19 protein-coding genes are annotated in these 21,748 nt (G+C 74.4%); 13 read left to right on the forward strand and 6 right to left on the reverse strand.

Annotated features, from left to right (window positions below; translation table 11 throughout):
• The first annotated feature begins 112 nt into the window (after positions 1-112).
• The 5 genes from AH6_RS01935 (at position 113) to AH6_RS01955 (ending at position 3,265) form a co-directional block, all read left to right on the forward strand.
• Positions 113-1,084, forward strand: coding sequence for a helix-turn-helix transcriptional regulator (locus AH6_RS01935; protein WP_067472445.1), 972 nt, complete (start codon positions 113-115; stop codon positions 1,082-1,084).
• A 178-nt stretch (positions 1,085-1,262) separates the two neighbouring features.
• Complete coding sequence (locus tag AH6_RS01940; protein WP_245679129.1) at positions 1,263-1,619, forward strand: hypothetical protein; 357 nt, start codon at positions 1,263-1,265, stop codon at positions 1,617-1,619.
• Positions 1,609-2,388: a hypothetical protein gene (locus AH6_RS01945; protein ID WP_067472451.1), complete on the forward strand. Its 780-nt coding sequence runs from the start codon at positions 1,609-1,611 to the stop codon at positions 2,386-2,388. Before AH6_RS01940 ends, AH6_RS01945 begins: the two co-directional genes overlap by 11 nt.
• Positions 2,385-2,897 (forward strand): roadblock/LC7 domain-containing protein, encoded by a 513-nt coding sequence (locus AH6_RS01950; protein ID WP_245679130.1) that lies wholly within the window; start codon positions 2,385-2,387, stop codon positions 2,895-2,897. Before AH6_RS01945 ends, AH6_RS01950 begins: the two co-directional genes overlap by 4 nt.
• Complete coding sequence (locus AH6_RS01955) at positions 2,894-3,265, forward strand: hypothetical protein (protein WP_067472454.1); 372 nt, start codon at positions 2,894-2,896, stop codon at positions 3,263-3,265. The genes AH6_RS01950 and AH6_RS01955 overlap by 4 nt, the downstream gene beginning before the upstream one ends.
• Before the next feature lie 92 nt (positions 3,266-3,357).
• Here the strand turns inward: AH6_RS01955 and AH6_RS01960 are convergent, their stop codons facing one another.
• The 3 genes from AH6_RS01960 to AH6_RS01970 form a co-directional block, all read right to left on the reverse strand.
• Positions 3,358-4,275: an NADP-dependent oxidoreductase gene (locus AH6_RS01960; RefSeq protein ID WP_067472457.1), complete on the reverse strand. Its 918-nt coding sequence runs from the start codon at positions 4,273-4,275 to the stop codon at positions 3,358-3,360.
• 92 nt (positions 4,276-4,367) lie between these two features.
• Positions 4,368-6,977 (reverse strand): ATP-binding protein, encoded by a 2,610-nt coding sequence (locus tag AH6_RS01965; RefSeq protein WP_067472539.1) that lies wholly within the window; start codon positions 6,975-6,977, stop codon positions 4,368-4,370.
• A 10-nt stretch (positions 6,978-6,987) separates the two neighbouring features.
• A complete protein-coding gene (locus AH6_RS01970) occupies positions 6,988-7,779 on the reverse strand; it encodes a TetR/AcrR family transcriptional regulator (protein ID WP_067472460.1) in 792 nt (263 codons plus the stop codon).
• Positions 7,780-7,878: 99 nt separating this feature from the next.
• Here AH6_RS01970 and AH6_RS01975 point away from each other — a divergent pair, with 99 nt between their 5' ends.
• A complete protein-coding gene (locus tag AH6_RS01975; RefSeq protein ID WP_067472463.1) occupies positions 7,879-8,874 on the forward strand; it encodes an ATP-binding cassette domain-containing protein in 996 nt (331 codons plus the stop codon).
• The gene (locus tag AH6_RS01980; protein ID WP_067472466.1) at positions 8,874-9,707 is read left to right on the forward strand and encodes an ABC transporter permease; all 834 of its coding nucleotides are present in this window, start codon (positions 8,874-8,876) and stop codon (positions 9,705-9,707) included. The genes AH6_RS01975 and AH6_RS01980 overlap by 1 nt, the downstream gene beginning before the upstream one ends.
• Before the next feature lie 70 nt (positions 9,708-9,777).
• Here the strand turns inward: AH6_RS01980 and AH6_RS01985 are convergent, their stop codons facing one another.
• A complete protein-coding gene (locus AH6_RS01985; RefSeq protein WP_067472469.1) occupies positions 9,778-10,296 on the reverse strand; it encodes a GNAT family N-acetyltransferase in 519 nt (172 codons plus the stop codon).
• Between the two features lie 8 nt (positions 10,297-10,304).
• A complete protein-coding gene (gene rsgA, locus AH6_RS01990; RefSeq protein WP_245679131.1) occupies positions 10,305-11,387 on the reverse strand; it encodes a ribosome small subunit-dependent GTPase A in 1,083 nt (360 codons plus the stop codon).
• Between the two features lie 314 nt (positions 11,388-11,701).
• On the opposite strand from rsgA, the gene AH6_RS01995 reads away from it, so the two are divergent.
• The 6 genes from AH6_RS01995 (at position 11,702) to AH6_RS02020 (ending at position 20,824) form a co-directional block, all read left to right on the forward strand.
• On the forward strand, positions 11,702-13,264 hold the full coding sequence (locus AH6_RS01995) for a hypothetical protein (protein ID WP_157431209.1): 1,563 nt from the start codon (positions 11,702-11,704) through the stop codon (positions 13,262-13,264).
• A gap of 80 nt (positions 13,265-13,344) precedes the next feature.
• On the forward strand, positions 13,345-14,064 hold the full coding sequence (locus AH6_RS02000; RefSeq protein WP_067472473.1) for a response regulator transcription factor: 720 nt from the start codon (positions 13,345-13,347) through the stop codon (positions 14,062-14,064).
• Positions 14,061-15,443: a HAMP domain-containing sensor histidine kinase gene (locus AH6_RS02005; RefSeq protein WP_067472476.1), complete on the forward strand. Its 1,383-nt coding sequence runs from the start codon at positions 14,061-14,063 to the stop codon at positions 15,441-15,443. The genes AH6_RS02000 and AH6_RS02005 overlap by 4 nt, the downstream gene beginning before the upstream one ends.
• Positions 15,444-15,508: 65 nt before the next feature.
• The gene (locus AH6_RS02010) at positions 15,509-16,777 is read left to right on the forward strand and encodes a bifunctional glycosyltransferase family 2/GtrA family protein (RefSeq protein ID WP_067472478.1); all 1,269 of its coding nucleotides are present in this window, start codon (positions 15,509-15,511) and stop codon (positions 16,775-16,777) included.
• Complete coding sequence (locus AH6_RS02015) at positions 16,774-18,849, forward strand: glycosyltransferase family 39 protein (RefSeq protein WP_067472481.1); 2,076 nt, start codon at positions 16,774-16,776, stop codon at positions 18,847-18,849. The genes AH6_RS02010 and AH6_RS02015 overlap by 4 nt, the downstream gene beginning before the upstream one ends.
• Positions 18,850-18,865: 16 nt before the next feature.
• The gene (locus AH6_RS02020) at positions 18,866-20,824 is read left to right on the forward strand and encodes an ArnT family glycosyltransferase (RefSeq protein WP_067472484.1); all 1,959 of its coding nucleotides are present in this window, start codon (positions 18,866-18,868) and stop codon (positions 20,822-20,824) included.
• Positions 20,825-20,832: 8 nt separating this feature from the next.
• Here the strand turns inward: AH6_RS02020 and AH6_RS02025 are convergent, their stop codons facing one another.
• Positions 20,833-21,708, reverse strand: coding sequence for an NAD(P)H-binding protein (locus AH6_RS02025; RefSeq protein WP_067472487.1), 876 nt, complete (start codon positions 21,706-21,708; stop codon positions 20,833-20,835).
• Positions 21,709-21,748 lie beyond the last annotated feature (40 nt).

Here is a 21,748-nt window from a genome sequence, read left to right on the forward strand (position 1 = left end):
CTCGCCTTCGGCATCGCCCCGCCGGGACAGTTAGGCATTCGCGCGACGGCTGAGGTCTTTGAGGCAGGCCCTAGGCCGGTTCCTGTCCTGCACTCCGGCCACAATGAGGGCCATGGCGGACACTCCTGCGCGGCTGCTGAACCTGCTGTCCCTGCTCCAGACCCCTCGCGAGTGGGCGGGCAGCGAGCTGGCCGAACGGCTGGAGGTCAGCCCCCGCACCATCCGCCGCGACATCGAGCGCCTGCGCGACCTCGGCTACCCGGTGCAGGCGACGATGGGTCCCGAAGGCGGCTACCGGCTGGTCGCCGGTAAGGCGATGCCGCCGCTGCTGCTGGACGACGAGGAGGCCGTCGCCATCGCCGTCGGTCTCCGGACGGCGGCGGGCAACGCGGTGGAGGGCATCGAGGACGCGTCGGTGCGCGCCCTCGCCAAGCTGGAGCAGGTGCTTCCCGCCCGGCTGCGGCACCGCGTCGGCAACCTGAACGCCGCCACCGTCGCGCTGGCCACTTCGGACGGTTCGCGCGTCGATCCCGATGTCCTGACGGCGGTCGCGTCCGCGTCGGCGGGCGGAGAGCGGCTGCGCTTCGCCTACGAGTCGGCCGGAGGCGGGCGGACGCGGCGGCTGGTGGAGCCCTACCGGCTGGTGGCCATGGGACGGCGCTGGTACCTGCTCGCCTACGACGACCAGCGCGCGGACTGGCGCATCTTCCGGGTGGATCGGATGACCGAGCCGTTCGCCACCGGTCAGCGCTTCACGCCGCGCGTGCCGCCGGGCGGGGACGCGGCCTCCTACATGCAGGACCGGATGTACTCGCTGGCTCCGGTCTACGAGGCCTTGGTGACCCTGCACCTGCCACTGGAGGAGGCGCGCGCACGCCTCGGCGGGAGTGCCGACGAACTGGAGGTGCTCGGCGAGGGCCGCTGCCGGTTGCGCACCCACGCCGACACCCTGGAGTGGCTCGCCGCCCGGTTGATCATGCTGGGCTGCGCGTTCGAGGTGCACGAGCCGCCCGAGTTGCGCGCCCATCTGCGCGCGGCGGGGAAGCGCGCGACGGCCGCCGCCGCCGGTCCGGCCGGTCCCTGACGACAATGGCCGGGAGACAAATACCGCACGGTATTTATACTCTTTTGTAGTTACGCTCCGAAATGGTCACCACAAAGTCGTCTTTACCAACACATCAACGAACTGCCACGTGTAATGTCGGGCCCTCCGCAACTCTCACCGGCGAGGGGGGACAGTGCTGGGAATCGACGGCTGCCTCATGCGGATCATGGAGATCCCCGGGGCCCGCAGCGTCACGCTGGTGGACGGCGCGAGCGGGCTGGCCGTGGCCGCCGCGGGCCGCCAGGACGGCGTCGACCAGCACGAGGACGCCGCCGGGACCACCGACGTGGTGCGCGCGGTGCTGGCCTGCCCGGCGCTCGGCGGCACCGACATCGACGAGATCATCGTCGGCGGCGCCGCCGGTCACCATCTGATCGCCCTGGTCGACGCCGGCTTCGACGGGCACCTTTTCCTGCACCTGCTGATCGATCACGACAAAGGCAATCTGGCACTGGCCAGGATCGGGCTGCGAAAGATCGTCGGGGAATTGACGGAGGCCGGGGATGGGCGGTGACAGCGCGCTCGTCGCCGAACTCCGGCGGTTGGAACGGAGCCGCCGCACCGGCGTCCTGCGCCTCGGGCGCGAGGGCGCGCTGTACCTGGCCGACGGCGCGGTGGTCTTCGCCGAGAGCCCCCGCACCGCCGGGCTGGAGCGCCTGGTCGCCGCCAGCGGCCACCGCGTCCCCGAACACTGGGCGGAGGGAGCCGGGGAGGGCGACCGCGAGGCCGCCGCCGCGGCGCTCGGGCAGCCGATGCTGGAGACGTTCGCGCTGCTGTCGGCGTTCGACGCGGCCTACTTCCTGCTCGGCTCGGCCGCCGAGCCGCGCTTCCGCGAGGGCCCGCCGCACTGGCTGGCGCAGGTCTGCCGGATCACCCCGGCCACGCTGGTGCACGAGTACCGGCGCCGCCGCGACCGGCTGGCCGCCGAGGGGGCCGACCGCATCGAGCGGGCCCCGGTCGTCCCGGTGCGCCGCGTCCGCCGCCAGCGGGTGCTGCTGACCGGGCTCCAGACCGAGCTGCTGGTGAACGCCGACGGCCGGCGCACCCCGCCCGAGCTGGCCCGCGACCTCGGCCGCACCGCCTTCGGCTGCCTGCTGGCGGTGCGCGCGCTGGCCGGCGCGGGGCTGGTGGAGCCGCCCCCGCCCGAACCGGACCTCGGGGACCCGCCGCTTCCGGAGCGGCGGCGGGCGGGCCCGGACGGCGCGCCGCCGGCCGAACGGTGGACGCCGGTCGATCACGACCTGCTCGTCCGGCTGCGGACGGCGCTGGAGGAACTCGCGTGACCGAGCGGAAGAGACGGCTGGGCGAACTGATGGGGAGGTTGACGAAAGTGGCGATGCCCGAGAGCGAGCCCGGACCGGCCGGGCCCGCCTACCCGTACCAGTCCGATCCGGTGGTGCTGGCCGAGCTCACCGCGCTGCGCCGGCGCATCGACCGGTGCGTGGGCAGCCTGGTCGCCTCCTCCGACGGCATGCTCATCGCCCACGACCTGCCGCCGGAGATCGAACCGGCCGGGATGGCGGCGCTGACCGCCTCGGAGCTGGCGCTGTCGCACCGCATGGCCTCCACCGCGCACGGCGGCGGCTTCCACGAGGTCGTGGTGCACGGCACCAACGGCTACGTGGTGGTGTACTCCGCCGGCTGGACGGCGTCGCTGACGGTGCTGGCCGGCCCCGGCGTCAACGTGGGCCGCCTGCACCTGGAGTCGCGCCCGGCCGCGCGCGCCATCGGCGCGCACCTGGCGCCCAACGACAACGGAACGACCGATCGCCAACGAAGGGAACAGCCATGACGAACATCGATCTGGTGCTCAAGGACATGATGACGATCGACGGCGCCGTCGGCGCCGCGCTGGTCGACTACAACAGCGGCATGGCCCTGGGCATGCTGGGCAGCTCCAAGACCCTGGACCTCCAGGTCGCCGCGGCCGGCAACACCGAGGTGGTGCGCGCCAAGATGCGCACGATGGAGCAGCTCGGCATCAAGGACGACATCGAGGACATCCTCATCACGCTGTCCGGCCAGTACCACATCATCCGGCCGGTCAGCGGCCGCAAGGGCAAGGGCCTGTTCCTGTACCTGGCGCTGGACCGGGGCCGCGCCAACCTGGCGCTGGCGCGGCACCAGCTCAAGGGCATCGAGGAGATCGTGGAGGTCTGACCCCGCCGGTGAGACCCGTGGGCCGACGCGCGGCCGGGCGCCCGGAACGTGGGCGCGGACGCCCGGCCGCGCGCCGCCCTAGCCCACCGTGCCTAGTCCACCGTGAGGACGATCTTGCCCCGGATGCCGCCCGCCGAGTAGGAGCGCTGCGCGTCGGCGGCGCGTTCCAGGGGGAAGGTCTCCCGGACGTGGAAGGCCAGCTTGCCCTGCGCGTACAGGTCGGCCAGCTCCGCCAGCCGGGCGGCCGACCGCTTGGGCGGCGTCGTCCGCGCGCCCAGGTCGGCGGCGCGGCCGTGGTCGACCAGCGTGATCACGCGCGCAGGGTCCTTCACCAGCTCCATCGTGACGTCCAGCACCGCGCCGCCCACGCCGTCCAGCGCGGTGTCCACCCCGCCGGGGGCCAGGGCGCGCACCCGGTCGGCGAAGCCGTCGCCGTAGGCGAGCGGGACCGCGCCGAGCGAGCGCAGATAGTCGTGCTGCGCCTCGCGCGCCGCGCCGATCACCGTCGTGGCGCCCCACAGCCGCGCGAGCTGCACCGCGACGCCGCCCACGGCTCCGGCCGCGCCATGCACCAGCACGGTGTCGCCCGCGCCGACGCGCATCTCCTCCAGCGCGATGTGCGCGGTCTGCGCGGCGGCGGTGAACCCGCCCGCGACCTCCCACGGCATGGCGGCGGGCTTGGCGGTGACGTGGTCGGCGGGGACGGCCACGTGCTCGCGGTAGGCGTTCATCAGCCCGAACCCCAGCACCTCGTCGCCCACCGCGAACCCGGTCACGCCCTCGCCCACCTGGTCGATCACGCCCGCGTACTCGTTGCCCGGGATGCGCGGCCAGGAGGGGTCGGCGTTCGGCGGCACCCACCCCTCCACCACCGCGACGTCGAACGGCTGCACGCCCGCCGCCCGCACCCGGACCCGCACCTCGCCCGGCCCGGCCTGCGGGTCGGGCAGGTCGGCCAGCCGCAGCACCTCGGGTCCACCCGGCTCGGTGAAGATGATCGCCTTGCTCATCGTCGGTTCCGCCCCTCGTCGCTCAGTGTCGTTCACTGGTGAGGACGCTACGGAGCACGGCCACTGGCGCGAATCCGTGGCGGCACCGTAGTTCAGCCGGACAACCCCAGCGCGGCCAGCTCGGTGCGGGAGGTGACGCCGAGCTTGGGATAGGCCTTGTAGAGGTGGTACTCGACGGTCCGGTGGCTGAGGAACAGCCGGGCGGCGATCTCGCGGTTGCCGATCCCGGCCGCCGCGAGCCGGACGATCTGGAGTTCCTGCGGCGTCAGCAGGTGTTCCGGCCCTTGCACGGCGGGGGCGGCCACGGTGTCGCCGGTGGCACGTAGCTCGGTGCGGGCACGATCGGCCCACGGCCCGGCCCGCAGGCTCTCGAAGGCGCGCAGCGCCGATCGCAGCGGGGCCCGCGCGTCCGAGCGGCGGCGTTCGCGGCGCAACCATTCGCCGTAGGCAAGCTCGGTGCGGGCCCGCTCGAAGGGGCGCGCGCCGTCGTCGTGCAGGTCCAGCGCGCCGAGGTAGTGCTTTTCCGCAGGCTCCAGTAGTGCCCGGCAACGTTCGGCGACGGCGGCGGCCCAGCGTTGCCCGGAGGCTTGCGCCCAGTGCGCGAACCGTTCAGCGGGCTCGACGGCGCGACCGGCCTGCTCCATCCGCACCGCTGCCTCCACCAGGTCAGGGAGGGCGAACAGGGCGGTGGCGGTGTGCTCGCGCGCGGCTTCCTCCAGCAGGCGCAACGCCTCCTCGTACCGCCCCAGTCCCAGATCCAGTAGCCCGGCCTCGGCGGGCTGGGCGGGTCGGTGCTCCTCGTCGCCTTCGACGGCGGCGATGCGCGCGGCGACCGTGCTGACGCGGACGATCCGGTTCCGCTGGCCGGTGGCGTGCGCCAGGTCCAGCGCCTCGGCGACGGTGGCCTCGGCGTCGCGGTGCCGCCCGCTCATGACCTGGGCCTGGGCGAGCTTCTGGAGCACGGTGGGCAGGGCACCGGCCAGGCCGTGTTCCCGGCTGCGGGCGATGTCGGCGGCGGCCAGTTCCGCCAGGGCCGCGTCGTCGCCCAGCAGCCAGGTGGCCGACAGCGCGAACAGCCGCACGATGAGGCTGTCGTCAGGGGTGGCGCGCGTTCGGTCCACCAGGTCACGCAGCGGTGGAAGGCCGCGCGCGTAGTCGCCGTCGGCCGCCGCCGACAGCCCGCCGATCGCGGCGCTGACCGGGGGCGCGACCGGCCGCAGCGTCTCGGCCAGGGCGGCGGCGCGGCGCAGCGCGGCGGGTTCGTGGGCCTCCCAGGCGTTGCCCGCCGCGATGACCAGCAGCGTCAGGGCCAGGCCCGGATCGTCGCCGGTGACGGCGGCGGCGTTGCCCGTCAGCAGGTCGGCGGTGCCGTGCGGGGCGCCGCGCTCGAAACCGGCCGTGGCGGTGACCATGGCCAGCCCGGCGCGCAGGACGGGATCGTCGGTCAGTGCGCCCGCACGTTCGGCCAGTTCGGTCGCCTCTTCGGTGCGGCCGACCGTGATGGCCGACTGCGCGGCGCGCGTCAGCCGCCACGCCTGCGCGGGCTGCCCGGGGCTGAGGCGGGCGGCCTGCTCGTACAACGAGACGGCGGCGGCCCGCGCGTTGGCGGCGGCGCGTTCCAGTTCGGCGGCGACGGTCTCGTCCGGCGTCACGGTGGCGGCGGCTTTGTGCAGGATGTGCCGGTCGCCGCGCACTGTCTCCGCCAGTGCCCGGTGCGCCGCCATCCGCATGGTCAGCGGGGCACCTTGGTAGGCGGCGGCGCGGATCAGCGGATGCCCGAACGCCACGGTGACGCCGGTGATCCGGACGAGCCCGGCGCGTTCGGCCTCCTCCAGGTCGGCGGCCGTGGCCCCGACGATGTGGGCGGCTTGGAGCACGGTGCCCAGGTCGCCGGTTCCTTCGGCGGCCGCGACGGTCAGCGCCAGCCGGGCCTGCTCGGGCAGACGGTCGATGCGCGCGCCGAAGGCGTCCAGCAGCCGTCGCGTCACCGGCAGCGGCAGGCCGTCGGGAAGCTCGGCACGTCCCGTCCGCTGGTCGGTGCTGAGGCCGTCGGGCAGTTCCAGCAGCGCGAGGGGATTGCCCGCGGCTTCGGCGACGACACGTTCGCGCACCGGTCCGGCCAGCTCGGGCGCGCGTTCTGCCAGCAGGTCGAGGGCGGTTTTCCGATCCAGCCCGTCCAGCGCCAGTTCCGGCAGGCCGGGGGCGTCGAAGCCGTCGCGTGCGGCGAAGAGCAGGGCGACGCTCTCGGCCCCGATCCGGCGCGCGGTGAACAGCAGCGCATCGGCGGAGTCGGCGTCGAGCCAGTGCGCGTCGTCCACCACGCACACCAGCGGGCGTTCGGCGGCCAGTTCCGACAGCAGCGTCAGGACCGCCAGCCCGACCAGGAACCGGTCGCCGGACCGTTCGGCCAGTCCCAGCGCGCCGCGCAGCGCCGCCGCCTGGGGCGCGGGAAGCGCGTCCAGCCGCGCCAGCCCCGGCCGCAACAACATCTGGAGGGCCGCGAACGGCAGCCCTGCCTCGGCCTCGACCCCCGCCGCCCGCAGCACCCGGACGCCCTCGGCCTCCCGGACGGCCTGGTCGAGCAGCGCCGTCTTGCCGATCCCCGCCTCGCCCCGGACCACCAGCACCCCGCTGCGCCCGGCCCGCGCCCGCGCGACCAGCTCCGCGACCACGGCCCGGCCGGTCTCCCGTCCCCGCAACATGACCATGAACCTAGCCTTCGGCGCCGACCGCCCCGCCGCTGGACGAGACGGCGTTCCGGGCACGTTCGGCGGCGGCCTCGCGGACGTCGTCGGGCAGCGCCGCCTCGATGCACTTCAGGACCCGTTCCAGCCCGTAGGCGAACCGCTCGTCCATGCTCATGTGCGGCTGGCGCGCGTCCATCACGATGCGCTGGAACATCGGATACCTGCCGGACGCCAGCAGCCGGCGCACGTAGGGGGAGTTGCGCACCATCAGGTCCTCGGGCGACATGCCGCTGCGGCGCTTCTCCTCGATCCACGCCAGCTCGTCGCGGGTGACGTTGGCGACGTACCCGTGCAGCAGCCCGGCGTAGGTGAGGATGTCGTCGATGGGGATGCCGAGGTCCAGCGCCCCCGCGCCGAACTCCGTCAGCCGGAGCTGGTTGGGCCCGATCGAGGGCCGCCCGCGCGGGGCGACGGCCACCCAGGGATGCCGCAGCAGGGTCGCGCGCATGGCGTGCGCCATCAAGGTCAGGTCGGCCCGCCAGTCCCCGGAGGGGCGGTCGGGAAGCGCCTGCTCGCCGAACACGTGGTCGTACATCAGCTCGACCAGGTCCTCGCGGCTGGGCACGTACCGGTACAACGACATCGCCCCGGCGCCGATCTCGGCGGCGATCCGGCGCATGGACGCGGCCTCCAGCCCCTCGGCGTCGGCGATCCGGACCGCGGCCTCGGTGATCTGCGCGCGGCTGTAGGCCGGCTTCGGCCCCCGCGCCGGGCGCTCGGGGCGCATCCAGATGCTCACGTACTCGGTGTCGCTCACCGGTCACCTCCCTGCGCCACATCCTAGTTGCGTACGGCGTACCCGGTTGTTTAGGCTGGCGGTGTCTTCTTTGCGTACGGCGTACCCAGTGGAGGGATCATGGACGATCCGATCGTGGTGGCCGAAGGGCTGCACAAGAACTTCGGCGACACCCGCGCGCTGCGCGGGCTGGACCTCGCCGTCCCGGCCGGGACGGTCTGCGGCGTGCTCGGCCCCAACGGCGCGGGCAAGACCACCGCCGTCCGGATCCTGGCCACCCTCGCCGACCCCGACGCCGGGCACGCCCGCATCGCCGGGCACGACGTGGTGGCCGAGGCCGACCGCGTCCGCGCCCTGATCGGGCTGGCCGGGCAGTACGCGGCGGTGGACGAGAAGCTCACCGGCCGCGGCAACCTGCGCCTGTTCGGGCGGTTGTCGCACCTGTCGCGGCGCGACGCCCACCGGCGCGCCGACGAGCTGCTGGAACGTTTCGGGCTGATGGAGGCCGCCGACCGGCGGGCGGGCGGCTACTCCGGCGGCATGCGCCGCCGCCTGGACCTGATCACCTGCCTGATCCTGCGGCCCCGGGTGTTGTTCCTGGACGAGCCCACCACCGGCCTGGACCCGCGCAGCCGCGGCGAGATCTGGGACGCGATCCGCGAGCTGGTCACCGACGGCACCACCGTGCTGCTCACCACCCAGTACCTGGACGAGGCCGACCGGCTGGCCGACGACATCGTGGTCATCGACCACGGCCGCGCCATCGCCACCGGCACCCCCGACGAGCTGAAGGCCACCATCGGCGACCGGCTCGACGTCGTGCTGGAGGACGCGGCGCTGCTGGGCGGCGCAGCCTCGGTCCTGGCCGGGCTCGCCGGGGCCGAACCGGTGCCCGACCCCGAGAGCGGGAGCCTCAGCGTGCCGCTGGCACGCGGCGGGATCCGCCTGGCCGACGTGGTGCGCGAGCTGGACCGCGCCGGGGTCGCCGCCGCCGACGTGGGCCTGCGCCGCCCCACCCTGGACGAGGTGTTCCTGCGCCTGACCGGACGCCCCGCCGAAGACGACCCCGCCCCCGACCAGAGCGTGGAAACCGCCCCCGCCAAGGAGACCGTGTGATGGCCGTCCTCGCCCCCCGACCCCCCACGACCTGGACCGGCCGCCTGCGCTGGACCCTCGTCGACGGCCTCACCCTCGTCGGCCGCGAGCTGAGCCGCCTGCGCCAGGAACCCGGCGAACTGATCGTCTCCCTGGTCTTCCCCGCCATCATGGTGCTGCTGTTCGGCTACGTGTTCGGCAGCGCCATCCAGATCCCCGGCGGCGGCGACTACCGCGAGTACCTGATGCCGGGCCTGTTCGCCATGGTCAGCTTCACCTCGGCCATGTCCGTCACGATGAAGGTCGCCACCGACGCCTCCCGGGGCGTGATGGACCGGTTCCGCTCGATGCCGATGGCGCGCTCGGCGGTGCCGTTCGGGCAGACCGGCGCCGACGTCCTGGGCGGGCTGCTCGGCCTGGTCATCATGGTGGTGACCGGCCTGGTGGTCGGCTGGCAGCCGCACCGCGGGTTGTGGCCCACCGTCCAGGCGTTCGCGCTGCTGGTGTTGTTCCGCTACGCGATGAGCTGGGCGGGCTGCTACCTGGGCCTGGTGGTCAAGAACGAGCAGACCGCCGACCAGCTCCTCCCGCTGTCGCTGCCGGTCACCATGTTGTCCAACGCCTTCGTCCCGACCGGCGGGATGCCCGCCTGGCTGCGCACCGTCACCGAGTGGAACCCGGTCAGCGCGCTCACCGCCTCCAGTCGCGAACTGTTCGGCAACCCCGGCGTGCCTGCGGGGCACACCTCCTGGCCGCTGGAGCACCCGGTGGCCACCGTGCTGCTGTGGAGCGCGGCGCTGCTGGTGGTGTTCGTGCCGCTGTCGGTGCGGACCTACCAGCGCAAGGGCCGTTGACCCAGGCGACGGCACCGGGCCGTGACGCACGATGCGCCACGGCCCGGCCCGTTCACCTCAACTCAGGAACTCAGACCCCGAACGGGGCCGCGTACCTGATCGTGCCGCTGGGCGGCGGCTCGGAGTCGTCCAGCACCAGCACCATCAGCGCCTCGTCCGGGACCTCGAACGGCACCTTGACGCCCAGCGTGGACGCCCGCACGAACCCGAAGCGCGGGTAGTACTCGGGATGGCCCAGCACCGTGACCAGCGCCTCGCCCCGCTCGCGGGCCGCCTGGAGGGCGGCCTCGATCACGGCGCCGCCCACGCCGGTGCGCTGGTGCTCGGGCAGCACCGACACCGGCGCGAGCGCGAGCGCGTCGGCCCCGTCGATGGTGCAGCGGGTGATCAGCGCGTGGCCGATCACCTCGCCGCCGGACGTCTCGGCCACCCACGACAGGCCCGGCAGCCACGCCGGGTCGGTGCGCAGCGCGTCCACCAGGTCGGCCTCGGCGGGCGTGGGGAACGCGGCGGCGACCACCCGGTGCACCGCCGCCCGGTCGGCTTCGGTCTCCGGCCGGACCGTCCAGCCGCGTGCCTGCTCGGTCATGATCTCCCTCATTCCTTCCGCCCCCGCAGCTTGTAGGCCTGCCGGTGCGCCTTGTGGATGGTCTTCCACTGGTTGAGCCGCTCGGCGCGGAGCCGGGCGTCGCTGCGCGAGGCGACCCACTCGTTCTCCCGCAACAGCTTGCGGTAGCTGTCGAGCCGTCGTTGCGGCAGGGTGCCGTCCTCGATGGCGGCGAGGACGGCGCAGCCCGGCTCGCTCTGGTGGGCGCAGTCGCCGAACCGGCACTCGCGCGCCAGCTCCTCGATCTCGGCGAAGGTCTGCTGGAGGCCGTCGGCGGCGTCGTAGAGGCCGACGCCGCGCAGCCCCGGGGTGTCGATGAGCACCCCGCCGCCGGGCAGCGGCAGCAGCTCGCGGCGCACGGTGGTGTGCCGCCCCTTGCCGTCGACGGCCCGGATCGCGCCGGTGGCCAGCCGGTCCTCGCCCAGCAGGGCGTTGCCGAGGGTGGACTTGCCCGCCCCCGACCGGCCGACCAGCACGACGGTGCCGGTCAGCACGGCGGTGACCACGTCCACGCCGTCGCCGGTGGCGGCGCTGACGGTGACGATCTCGGCGCCGGGCGCGGCCGTCGCGACCTCGTCGACGAGGTCGGCCAGCTCGCCGGGGTCGGCGACGCTGTCGGCCTTGGTCAGCACGACCACCGGCCGCGCGCCGCTCTCCCAGGCCAGCGTGAGCAGCCGTTCCAGTCGCCCGAGGTCGACCGGGACCTCGTCCAGCGAGACGGCGATGGCGATGGTGTCGACGTTGGCCGCCAGGACCTGCCCGCGCGAGTCGCGGGCGGCCGTGGCGCGGACGATCGCGGTGCGGCGCGGCAGCAGCGCCACCAGGGCGGGGTGCTCGCCGGTCCGCAGCGCGGCCCAGTCGCCGGTGCAGGGGAGGAGCGGCTGTTCGGCGGTGGTCACCGGGGTGGAGTCGGCCCGCAGCGGGCCGTCCTCGGTGATCACGTCGCACAGGCCGCGGTCCACCCCGGCGATCCGGGCCGGGACCAGCCCCGCCGCACGGTGCGGGGCGAAGGAGTGCTCCAGGTCCTCATCCCAGCCATGGGAGATGAGCACCTGCGGAAAAGCAGAAGACAACGGAGGAACCCTTGCGTGAATGGGCCCGGCGACCGTCCTGCGTGGGCAGGGGTCAGCGCGCGGCCCGGGAAGTGTGACGGGTCGAGGTGCTGCGCGCAGCAGCGACCGGCATGACGGCCATCGACCCACCTCCTTCTCGGTTCCGGCGACCAGGATACACAGCACATCCCCCTCCGGGCCACCGCGTATGTCCCCGCGCCACCGCAGGGGAGGACGGGCACCCCGTCCGAGAGGATGAGGTGGGTCACATCGGGCGGCGGTTATGGTGATTTGGAGGCGCCGACCTGGAGAGGGGGCCCGGGATGGGGCGGGACATGGACGATCAGGTGGAGCCCGCGGGGGCGGATGCGCCGTCCCGGCAGGGGTCCGAGCGTCCCGAGCAGCCATTGGGGCGGCCGTCCGGGGGGCCCGGCCTGGCGTCGCGGCTGGACCGGGCGGCGGCCGAGCGGATCGAGGAGATCTGGACGGGCCTCGCCCCCACCGCGTCGGTGGCCGCGCGCCGCGCGGGCGAGGCGACCGAGCCGCTGCGGCAGGCGGGCCGTGAGGCCGCCTCGCGCGCGGCCGAGCAGATCGTGGACCAGCTCGTGCGCACCGGCGCGATGAACGTGATCGAGCGCGCCGCCCGCGACGCGGCGGTGCAGATCGCCTCGGCGGCGGCCGAGAAGGCGGTCACCGAGGCCCGCGCGCTGGCCGAGTCCAACGCCGTCACCGGCACCGCCTTCAGCGTCACCACCACCGCCATGGAGATCGCCGGGCAGGCCGCCCAGCACCCGATGGCCGCCGCGGCGGCCCGGCTGGCGGCCCGCAACCCCTTCGCCCGCGCCGCCGCCGCGACCGCCCTGGACGTGGCGGGCCGCACCGCCGCGCAGCCGGTCGTGCAGGCCGCCACCCGCATCGTGGTGGACACGGCGCTGGACGCGGTCGCCGACGTGGCCGTCGAGGTCGCCCTGGACGTGGGCCGCGACATCATCGTGCAGGTCGTGCGGGAGGTCGCCCGCGAGACCGCCCGCGACGCGGCCCGCACCGTGCGCGACCGCGCCCAGGAGGCCGCCGCGCTCGCCGAGCTGACCCCGCTCACCTCGGCGGTCGCCGACATCGCCCGCCAGGCGGGCGTCGCCGACGCCGCCCGGGACGCCGCGCGGCAGGCCGGGGGGCTGCTGGGCGCGCTGGCGGGCAGCGCCGTGGCGCGCACCACCGTCGACCTGGCCTCGCGGGCCGCCGCCCGCGCGACCGTCGTGGTGATCGAGACGGTGATGGCCGAGCTGATGCGCGAGGCGCTGAAGCTGGCGATGAAGGACGCGCTGCGCGACCTGATGCGCGACGTGGCCAAGGACGTGGTGGTGGACGTGGTCCGCACGTCCTGGACGGCCGCGACCCGGCCCGTCCCGCCGGGAATGGCCGACCGGCCGGGGGCCTCGGTGGTCACGGGCACGATGGCGGGCGCGGTGCCGGGCAGCACGCTGTCCGACACGCTGACGGGCACGGTGTCCGGACTCGTCGGCAGGGCCGCACGCGGCGCGGCCACCATCGTGGTCGCCAACCCCGCCGCCAGTGGCGCGCTGGAGTCGGCCACCGGCATCGCGGTGCGGGCCACCACCCGGACCGCCCCGCGCGCCATCCCCAAGATCGCGGTGAGCACGCTCAAGAACGCCTCCCGCTACCGGATCTGGACCCGCCGGACCCGGCTGGAGACCCCGCAGGCGCTGCCCGCGGCGATCCTGACCACCGTCACGCAGGCGGCGGGCGGCGCGACCACGGCCGTGGTGCGGACCTCGGTCGTCACCGCCGTGCGCCCGTCCCCACGACCGGCTCCCCGACCGGCCCCGCAGCCGGACCGGCAGCGCCCGAGCGAGCCGCCGGTCGACCGCGCCTCCTAGATCATCGCGGTTCATGAGATCCGCATGAGAATCGGCCCCACCCCGCGCCACCTGCGGTTATGGCTGGTTACCGTAGGAGCATGGAGCCTGGGACGGCGGAGAGCGCCGCGCGAATCCTGGTCGTGGACGACGAGCCCGCCGTCCGCGAGTCGCTGGCGCGCAGCCTGGAGTTCGAGGGGTACGGCGTGGACGAGGCCGCCGACGGCCTGGCCGCGCTGGACCGGGTCGCCGCCGCCGAACCCGACCTGGTCGTGCTGGACGTGCTGATGCCGCGGATGGACGGCCTGACCGCCTGCCGCCGCCTGCGCGCCCAGGGCGTCACCACCCCGGTGCTGATGCTCACCGCCCGCGACATGGTCGGCGACCGCGTCACCGGCCTGGACGCCGGGGCCGACGACTACCTGGTCAAGCCGTTCGAGCTGGACGAGCTGCTGGCCCGCGTCCGGGCGCTGCTGCGGCGCAGCGCGATCAGCGCGCGGGACACCGCCGCCGGGGACGTGCTGGCCTTCGACGACCTGCGCATGGACACCGGCACCCGCGAGGTCACCCGCGCCGGGCGGCGGCTGGAGCTGACCCGCACCGAGCACATGTTGCTGGAGCTGTTCCTGACCCATCCCCGGCAGGTGCTGACCCGCGAGCAGATCCTGGAGACGGTCTGGGGCTTCGACTTTGAGCCCGCCTCCAACTCCCTGGACGTGTACGTGATGTACCTGCGCCGCAAGACCGAGGTGGACGGGCTGCCCCGGCTGGTGCACACCGTCCGGGGCGTCGGGTACGTGCTGCGCTCGGCGGCGGCGTGACCAGGCGGCTGCCGCTGCGCGCCCGCCTGGCGCTGCTGACGGCGGTGGCGGTGGCCCTGGCGGTGGCCGCGTGCGCGGTCACCGGCTGGGTGCTGACCCGCGACCAGCTCTACGGGCAGCTCGACCGGTCGTTGCGGTCGGCGCCGATGGGGCCGCCGAGCTCGCAGTGGATGGCGTTGCAGGTGTGCAGCCAGGAGCCGGTGGCGGGCCGCCGCAACCCCTTCGGCGCGAGCCAGGTGGTCAAGGCGGACGGCGGGCACTGCGCGGTGGAGGGGTCGCAGTACGTGCTGACGGTGACGCCCGCCGACGTCGAGGTGGCGCGCGGCGTCCGTACCGAGGCGCTGCACGACGGGACCACCGCCGACGGCACGCCGATGCGCATCCTGACCCGCCCGATGCGGGAGGCGGACGGGGCGGCGGTGTCGATCGCGCTCCCGCTGGACCAGGTGGAAGGCCCCCTCGGCACCCTGGCGCTGCTGCTGTTGCTGGTGTCGGCGCTGGGCGTGCTGGGCGCGGCCACCGCCGGGCTGCTGATCGCGCGCGCCGCGCTGCGCCCGGTGGACGAGCTGACCGGCGTGGTCGAGCACATCGCCCGCACCGAGGACCTGGACACCCCCATCCCCGCCGAGGGCGCCGACGAGATCGCGCGCCTGTCCCGCTCGTTCAACACCATGACCGCCGCCCTGGCCGGGGCGCGCGAGCGCCAGCAGCAGCTGATCGCCGACGCCGGGCACGAGCTGCGCACGCCGCTGACCAGCCTGCGCACCAACATCGACCTGCTGCTGCGCTCGGAGGAGACCGGCCGCGCGCTGCCGCCGGCCGACCGGCGGCGGCTGCTGGTCAGCGTCAAGGCGCAGATGCTGGAGCTGTCCAGCCTGGTCGGCGACCTGCTGGAGCTGGCCCGGCCCGACGAGCGCGAACCGGCGCGCGAGAGCGTGGCGCTGCACGAGGTGGTCGGGCGGGCCGTCGAGCGCGCCCGGCTGCGCGGGCCGGGCCTGCGCGTCGAGGCCGACGCCGAGCCCTGGTTCGTGCTGGGCGACCCGCCCTCGCTGGAGCGCGCGGTGGTGAACCTGCTGGACAACGCGGTGAAGTTCAGCCCGCCGGACGGGTCCGTCGAGGTGCGGCTGAAGGGCGGCGAGCTGACGGTCCGCGACCACGGGCCCGGCATCCCCGCCGACGAGCTGCCGCACGTGTTCGAGCGGTTCTGGCGCTCGCCGTCGGCGCGCAGCCTGCCCGGCTCGGGCCTGGGCCTGTCGATCGTGGCGCGCGTGGTGGAAGAGAGCGGCGGCGAGGTGAGCTTGGAGCCTGCCGACGGCGGCGGCGTCCTCGCCCGGGTCCGGCTGCCCGGCTCCCCGGTGCGCGGCTCAGACGCGCCCTGAGCTTTCTCATCCGGCCTTAAGACACGCCTCAGGGCCCTCCCACACCCGCTGCCGATGGTGGTCTCATGAGCCACCTGGTCACCGAACGGGGCGTCCCCGCCGGACCGCCCGCGTCCCCGCCCGAGCACGGCGGCCGCGCGCGCCTGGTCGAGATCGTCGTCCCGGTCCACAACGAGGAACACGTGCTGGAGGCCAGCGTGCGACGCCTGCACGCCTACCTGACCGGCACCTTCCCCTACCGTTTCCGCATCACGATCGCCGACAACGCCAGCACCGACGCGACCTGGCCGGTCGCCGAGGCGCTGGCCGCGCACCTGCCGCACGTGCGGGCGGTCCGGCTGGACCGCAAGGGCCGCGGCCGCGCGCTGCGGCACGTGTGGAGCGCCAGCGACGCGCACGTGGTCGCGTACATGGACGTGGACCTGTCCACCGACCTGGACGCGTTCCTGCCGCTGGTCGCGCCGCTGATCTCCGGGCACAGCGACCTGGCGATCGGCACCCGGCTGTCGCGCGGGGCGGCGGTGGTGCGCGGCCCCAAGCGGGAGGTGATCTCCCGCTGCTACAACCTGCTGCTGCGCACCGCGCTGGCGGCCCGGTTCACCGACGCCCAGTGCGGCTTCAAGGCGGGCCGCACCGAGATCGTCCAGGCGCTGCTGCCGAGCGTGGAGGACGAGGAGTGGTTCTTCGACACCGAGCTGCTGCTGCTCGCCGAGCGCAACGGGCTGCGCATCCACGAGGTGCCGGTGGACTGGACCGACGACCCCGACAGCCGGGTGGACGTGCTGCGCACCGCGCGCGACGACCTGCGCGGCATGGCGCGGGTCGGCCGCCGGATGCTGACCGGCGCGTTCCGCGCCCCGGTCGGCGGGCGGCCCCGGCCCGAACTGCCCACCGGCATGGCGCGGCAGCTGCCCGCCTTCGCCGTCATCGGGATCGTCAGCACGATCGCCCAGCTGGTGCTGTTCGTGCTGCTGCGCACCGTCATGGGGCCGCTGTGGGCCAACGCGGTGTCCCTGGTGATCACCACGATCGGCAACACCGCCGCCAACCGCCGCTTCACCTTCGGGGTGACGGGCGCGCAGGGCGCGTTCCGGCAGCAGCTCGAAGGCGGGCTGGCGTTCCTGCTCGGCCTGGTGCTGAGCACCGGCGGCCTGGCGCTGCTGCACGCCACCGTGCCCGGCGCGTCCCGGGGCGTCGAGCTGACCGCGCTGATCTGCGCCAACGGCCTGGCGACGCTGGTGCGCTTCCTGCTGATGCGCGCCTGGATCTTCCATCCGGGGCGGCTGCGCGGCGCCGCGCCGTCCCCGGCCGAACTCAAGGAGCAGGCGCGATGACCGCCACGCACACGATCGTCCCCGGCCCGCCGGAGGCCCCGGCGCGCCGGTCGCGGCTGCGGCGGGCGCTGCTGGGCCGCCCCGAGGACCCGCGCTGGGCCCGTCCCGGACTGTGGGTCCTGCTGATCCTGGCGTTCGCGCTGTACGCGTGGGGGCTGGGGGAGGCCGGATACGCCAACTCCTACTACTCGGCGGCCGTGCAGAGCGGCACGCAGAGCTGGAAGGCGTTCTTCTTCGGCTCGCTGGACGCCGGATCGTTCATCACCGTGGACAAGCCGCCGATGGCGTTGTGGGTGATGGCGCTGTTCGGGCGGGTCATCGGGTTCGGCACCTGGAGCCTGCTGCTGCCGCAGGCGCTGATGGGAACCGCCGCCGTCGGCGTGCTGTACACGACCGTGCGGCGGGCGTTCGGACCTGCGGCCGGGCTTGTCGCGGCGGGCGTGCTGGCGCTGACGCCGATCACCGTGGCGATCAACCGGGACAACAACCCTGACACGCTGCTGGTGCTGCTGCTGGTGCTGGCGGCCTGGGCGACGCAGCGCGCCGTCGAGACCGGGCGGCTGCGACCGCTGCTGCTGGCGGCGTTCCTGGTGGGCTGCGGCTTCAACACCAAGATGCTCCAGGCGTTCCTGGTGGTGCCCGCCTTCGGGCTGGTGTACCTGGTCGCGGCGCGGCCGGGCGTGCTGCGCCGCGTCGGGCACCTGCTGATGGCCGGGGTGGTGCTGGCGGCGTCGAGCTTCTGGTGGATGCTCGTCGTCGACCTGATCCCGGAGGGCAAGCGGCCCTACATCGGGGGCAGCACCGACAACAGCGTGTGGGACCTGGTCATCGGCTACAACGGCCTGGGCCGGATCTTCGGCCAGGGTGGCGGGCCCGGCGGTGGTCGCGGCGGAGGCGGCGGCTTCGGCGGGGAGTCCGGGGCGGGCCGGATGTTCAACGACATCCTCGGCGGCCAGATCTCCTGGCTGCTGCCGTTCGCCGCGATCGCGCTGGTGGGCGGGCTGGTGTGGCTGCGTCGCCGTCCGCGCACCGACCTGGGGCGGGCCGGGCTGCTGCTGTGGGGCGGCTGGCTGGCGGTGCACTTCGTGGTGTTCAGCTTCGCGCAGGGCACCTTCCACCCGTACTACTCCACGGCCATGGGCCCGGCGATCGCCGCGCTGACCGGGGCGGGCGCGGTGCTGCTGTACCGCGCGTACCGGGGGTCGGCCGCGTGGTCGTGGGTGCTTCCGGCGGGTGTGGCGGTGACGGGGGCGTGGGCGTTCGTGCTGCTGGCCCGTACGCCGGACTGGAACCCGTGGCTGCGCTGGGCGGTCGCGGCGCTCACCGTCCTGGCGGTGGCGAACCTGCTGTACGCCCGCTTCGGGCCGAAGGCCGGTCTTCCGGTGACGGTCGCCGGTCTGGTGCTGGCGCTGGTCGCGGGGTTGGCCGGACCGGCCGCGTACGCCGTGTCGGCCGCGTCGTCGCAGGTGAACGGCACCAACCCGCTGGCGGGGCCGTCGTCGGGGCAGGGCTTCGGTCCGGGTGGCCGGGGCGGGGCGCCCTCGATGGGCGACGGCTCGCGGAGCGGACGGCCGGGCATGCCTCCCAACGGACAGATGCCGGGCGGCGGGTTCCCCGGCGGGATGCCGCCGGGCGGCCAGGCTCAGGACGGAACGCGCGACGGTCAACGCAGCGGCCAGCGGGGCGGCTTCGGCGGCGGCCCCGGCGGCCAGGTGGACCAGCAGATGGTCGCCTACCTGGAGAAGAACCAGGGCACGGCGCAGTGGCTGGTGGCGGTGTCCAGCGCGCAGCAGGCGTCGTCGCTGATCCTCCAGACCGGCAAGCCCGTCATCGCGATGGGCGGCTTCACCGGCAGCGACCCGGCCATGACCGTGGCCAAGCTCCAGCAATATGTCGAGGAGGGCAAGATCCGCTACATCATGGTCAGCGGCCAGGGCGGCGGGCGCGGCCCCGACAGCGGCAGCTCGTCCGTCACCTCGTGGGTGCAGCAGAACGGCGCCCTCGTCCAGCCGACCGAGTACGGCGGCTCCTCGTCCTCGACCACCGGCGGCCAGCTCTACCGGCTGGGCTGAGAAGGGAGGGAACACGATGACCACCACCTTGCCGAGACCGCTCGCCGAAAAGAGCGACTCGCACGACCGCCGGGAAAACCCCAGGTGGGAACGGCCCGCGCTGTTGGGCCTGCTGCTCGCCACGGCCGTGCTGTACATCTGGGGGCTGGGGGCCTCCGGGTGGGCCAACTCCTTCTACTCCGCAGCCGTGCAGGCCGGGGCGGCGAGCTGGAAGGCGTTCTTCTTCGGCTCCTCCGACGCCGCCAACGCCATCACCGTCGACAAGACGCCGGGCGCGTTGTGGCCGATGGCGCTGGCGGCCCGGATCTTCGGGGTGAACTCCTGGAGCATCCTGGTGCCGCAGGCCCTGATGGGCGTGGCGACGGTCGGCACGCTGTACGCGGCCGTGCGCCGCCGCTTCGCCGCAGGGGCGGCGCTGCTGGCCGGAGCGGCGCTGGCGCTGACCCCGGTGGCGGCGCTGATGTTCCGCTTCAACAACCCGGACGCGCTGCTGGTGCTGCTGCTGACGCTGGGCGCGTACGGCCTGGTCCGCGCGCAGGAGAACGCGAGCACCCGGTGGCTGGTGTTCGCGGCGGCCTGCGTGGGGACGGGGTTCCTGGCGAAGATGCTCCAGGCGTTCCTGGTGGTCCCGGTGTTCGCGCTGGTCTACCTGGTGGCCGCGCCGACGCCGGTGCGCAGGCGGTTGTGGCAGCTCGTGCTCGCCGGGGTCGCGCTGGTGGTGTCGGCCGGGTGGTGGGTGGCGGCCGTCGCGCTGGTGCCCGCTTCGTCGCGGCCCTACATCGGCGGATCGCAGAACAACAGCGTGCTGGAGCTGGCCCTTGGCTACAACGGCCTGGGGCGGCTCAACGGCGATGAGGTCGGCGGCCTGGGCAACCTCGATCAGGACGCCGGGTGGGGCCGGATGTTCGGGGCGTCGATCGGCGGCCAGATCTCCTGGCTGCTGCCAGCGGCGTTGATCCTGCTGGCGGCCGGTCTGTGGGCGACGCGCCGCGCGGCGCGGACCGACGCTCGGCGGGCGGCGCTGGTGTTGTGGGGCGGCTGGTTGCTGCTCACCGCGTTGATCTTCAGCTTCATGCGGGGGATCTTCCACGAGTACTACACCGTGGCGCTGGCCCCGGCGATCGCGGCGCTGGTGGGCATGGGCGCGGGCCTGCTGTGGGAGCGGCGGCGCGAGACGTGGGCGGTGACGACCCTGGCGGGCACGGTCGCGGTCACCGCCGCGTGGGCGTACGTGCTGCTGGGCCGCGCCGACGGGTGGAACCCGTGGCTCGCGCCGCTGGTGGCGTTCGCCGGGCTGGTCGCGGCGGGGCTGCTGCTGGCCGTCGGACGGCTGACGCGCAGGATCGCCGCCGGTGCGGCGGTCCTTGCGGCGGCGACCGCACTCGCAGGTCCGGCCGCGTACGCGCTGGACACCGTGAGCACCCCGCACACCGGGTCCATCGTGACCGCCGGGCCGTCCACGGGTGGAGGGCCCAGCGGGGTGCGCGGCCCTGGGCGCGGGGGCAGGCCGGGGGGCTTCGGCAGGCCAGGCGGTCCGCCAGGACAGTTCGCCCAGGGCGGTGCCGCCGGACCTCAGCAAGGCGTCCCTGGTGGCAGGGGAGGAGGCCCAGGTGGTTTCCTCAACGCGACCAAGCCGGACGCGGCGGTCACCGCGGCGCTCAAGGCGAACGCGGGCTCGTACCGTTGGGCGGCGGCCGCCGTGGGCTCCAACAACGCGGCGGGCTACCAGCTCGCCAGCGGCGTGCCGGTGATGGCGATCGGCGGCTTCAACGCCACCGACCCCGCGCCCACCCTGGAGCAGTTCAAGGCGTATGTGGCAGCAGGGCGCATCCACTACTTCATCGGGGGATCGAGCATGATGCGCGGTGACAGCGGCAGCGACGACGCCCACCAGATCAGCGCATGGGTGCAGGAGAACTACACCGCGCAGACCGTCGGCGGGACGACCCTGTACGACCTGACCGCCCGCGGTTGACGCAGGGACTACCGGCTGCGGAACGCGTCGGCGTGCTCGTCGGCCCACTGGGCGAAGGTGAGCCCGGGACGGCCGAGGATCTGCTCGACCTCGCCGGTGACCAGGTCGTGCTGGAGGTAGGAGCGTGCTTGCAGGGTCAGGAAGCCGCGGGCCAGGGCTTCGGGCATGCCCGAACGCAACATGCCCTGCTCGGCCGCCTCGGGCGGGACCTCCTGGAAGCGCAGCGGCCTGCCAATCGCCGCGCCGATCTGGGCGACCATCTGCGGTTGCGTGAGCGAGCGCGGGCCGGTCAGGACCGGCCGCCGGCCTGCGAGGTCGTCGGTGAGCAGGGCGTGCGCCGCGACGGCGGCGAGGTCGCGCTCGTGCAGCGGTGCCCACGTCGAGCCGGCGTGGGCACCGCGCACGACGTCACCGGCGCGGATCTGGGCGGCCCACGAGGTGATGGTGTTGACGGCGTAGTAGCCCGAGCGCAGGGCCGTCCACGCCAGGCCGGACGCCACGGCGGCGGCCTCGACCTCCTTGTTGTACTCGCCGCGCAGCCGGGAGGGCTGCTCGGCGGCGTCGTGGTCGACGTTCAGCGCGGACAGGGTCACCACGCGGGTGGCGCCGCGGTCGCGGGCCAGGTCGAGCAGCCGCGCGGCGGCGGTGCCGACGGCCTGCGGGTCGGCGGACCGGCCGAGGGCACGCGGGTTGAGGAGCAGGGCGGTGACCTCGTCCAGGGCGTCGTCGGCGAGGGCCGGGTCGCCTTCGACCACCTGCACCGCGTCGGGCAGGGCGGCGGCGGAGGGGGCGCGGGTCACCGCCCGCACCTTGGCACCGTGGGCCAGGAGCAGATCGACCAGCGGGCGTCCGACGGTGCCGGTGGCCCCGGTTACCAGGATCATGAGGGGGTCCCTTCGGTGGGCGGCTCTTCTTGTATGAGTT

The organism is Actinomadura hibisca NBRC 15177, from assembly GCF_001552635.1.
In the GTDB taxonomy this organism is placed as follows: Bacteria; Actinomycetota; Actinomycetes; order Streptosporangiales; family Streptosporangiaceae; genus Spirillospora; species Spirillospora hibisca.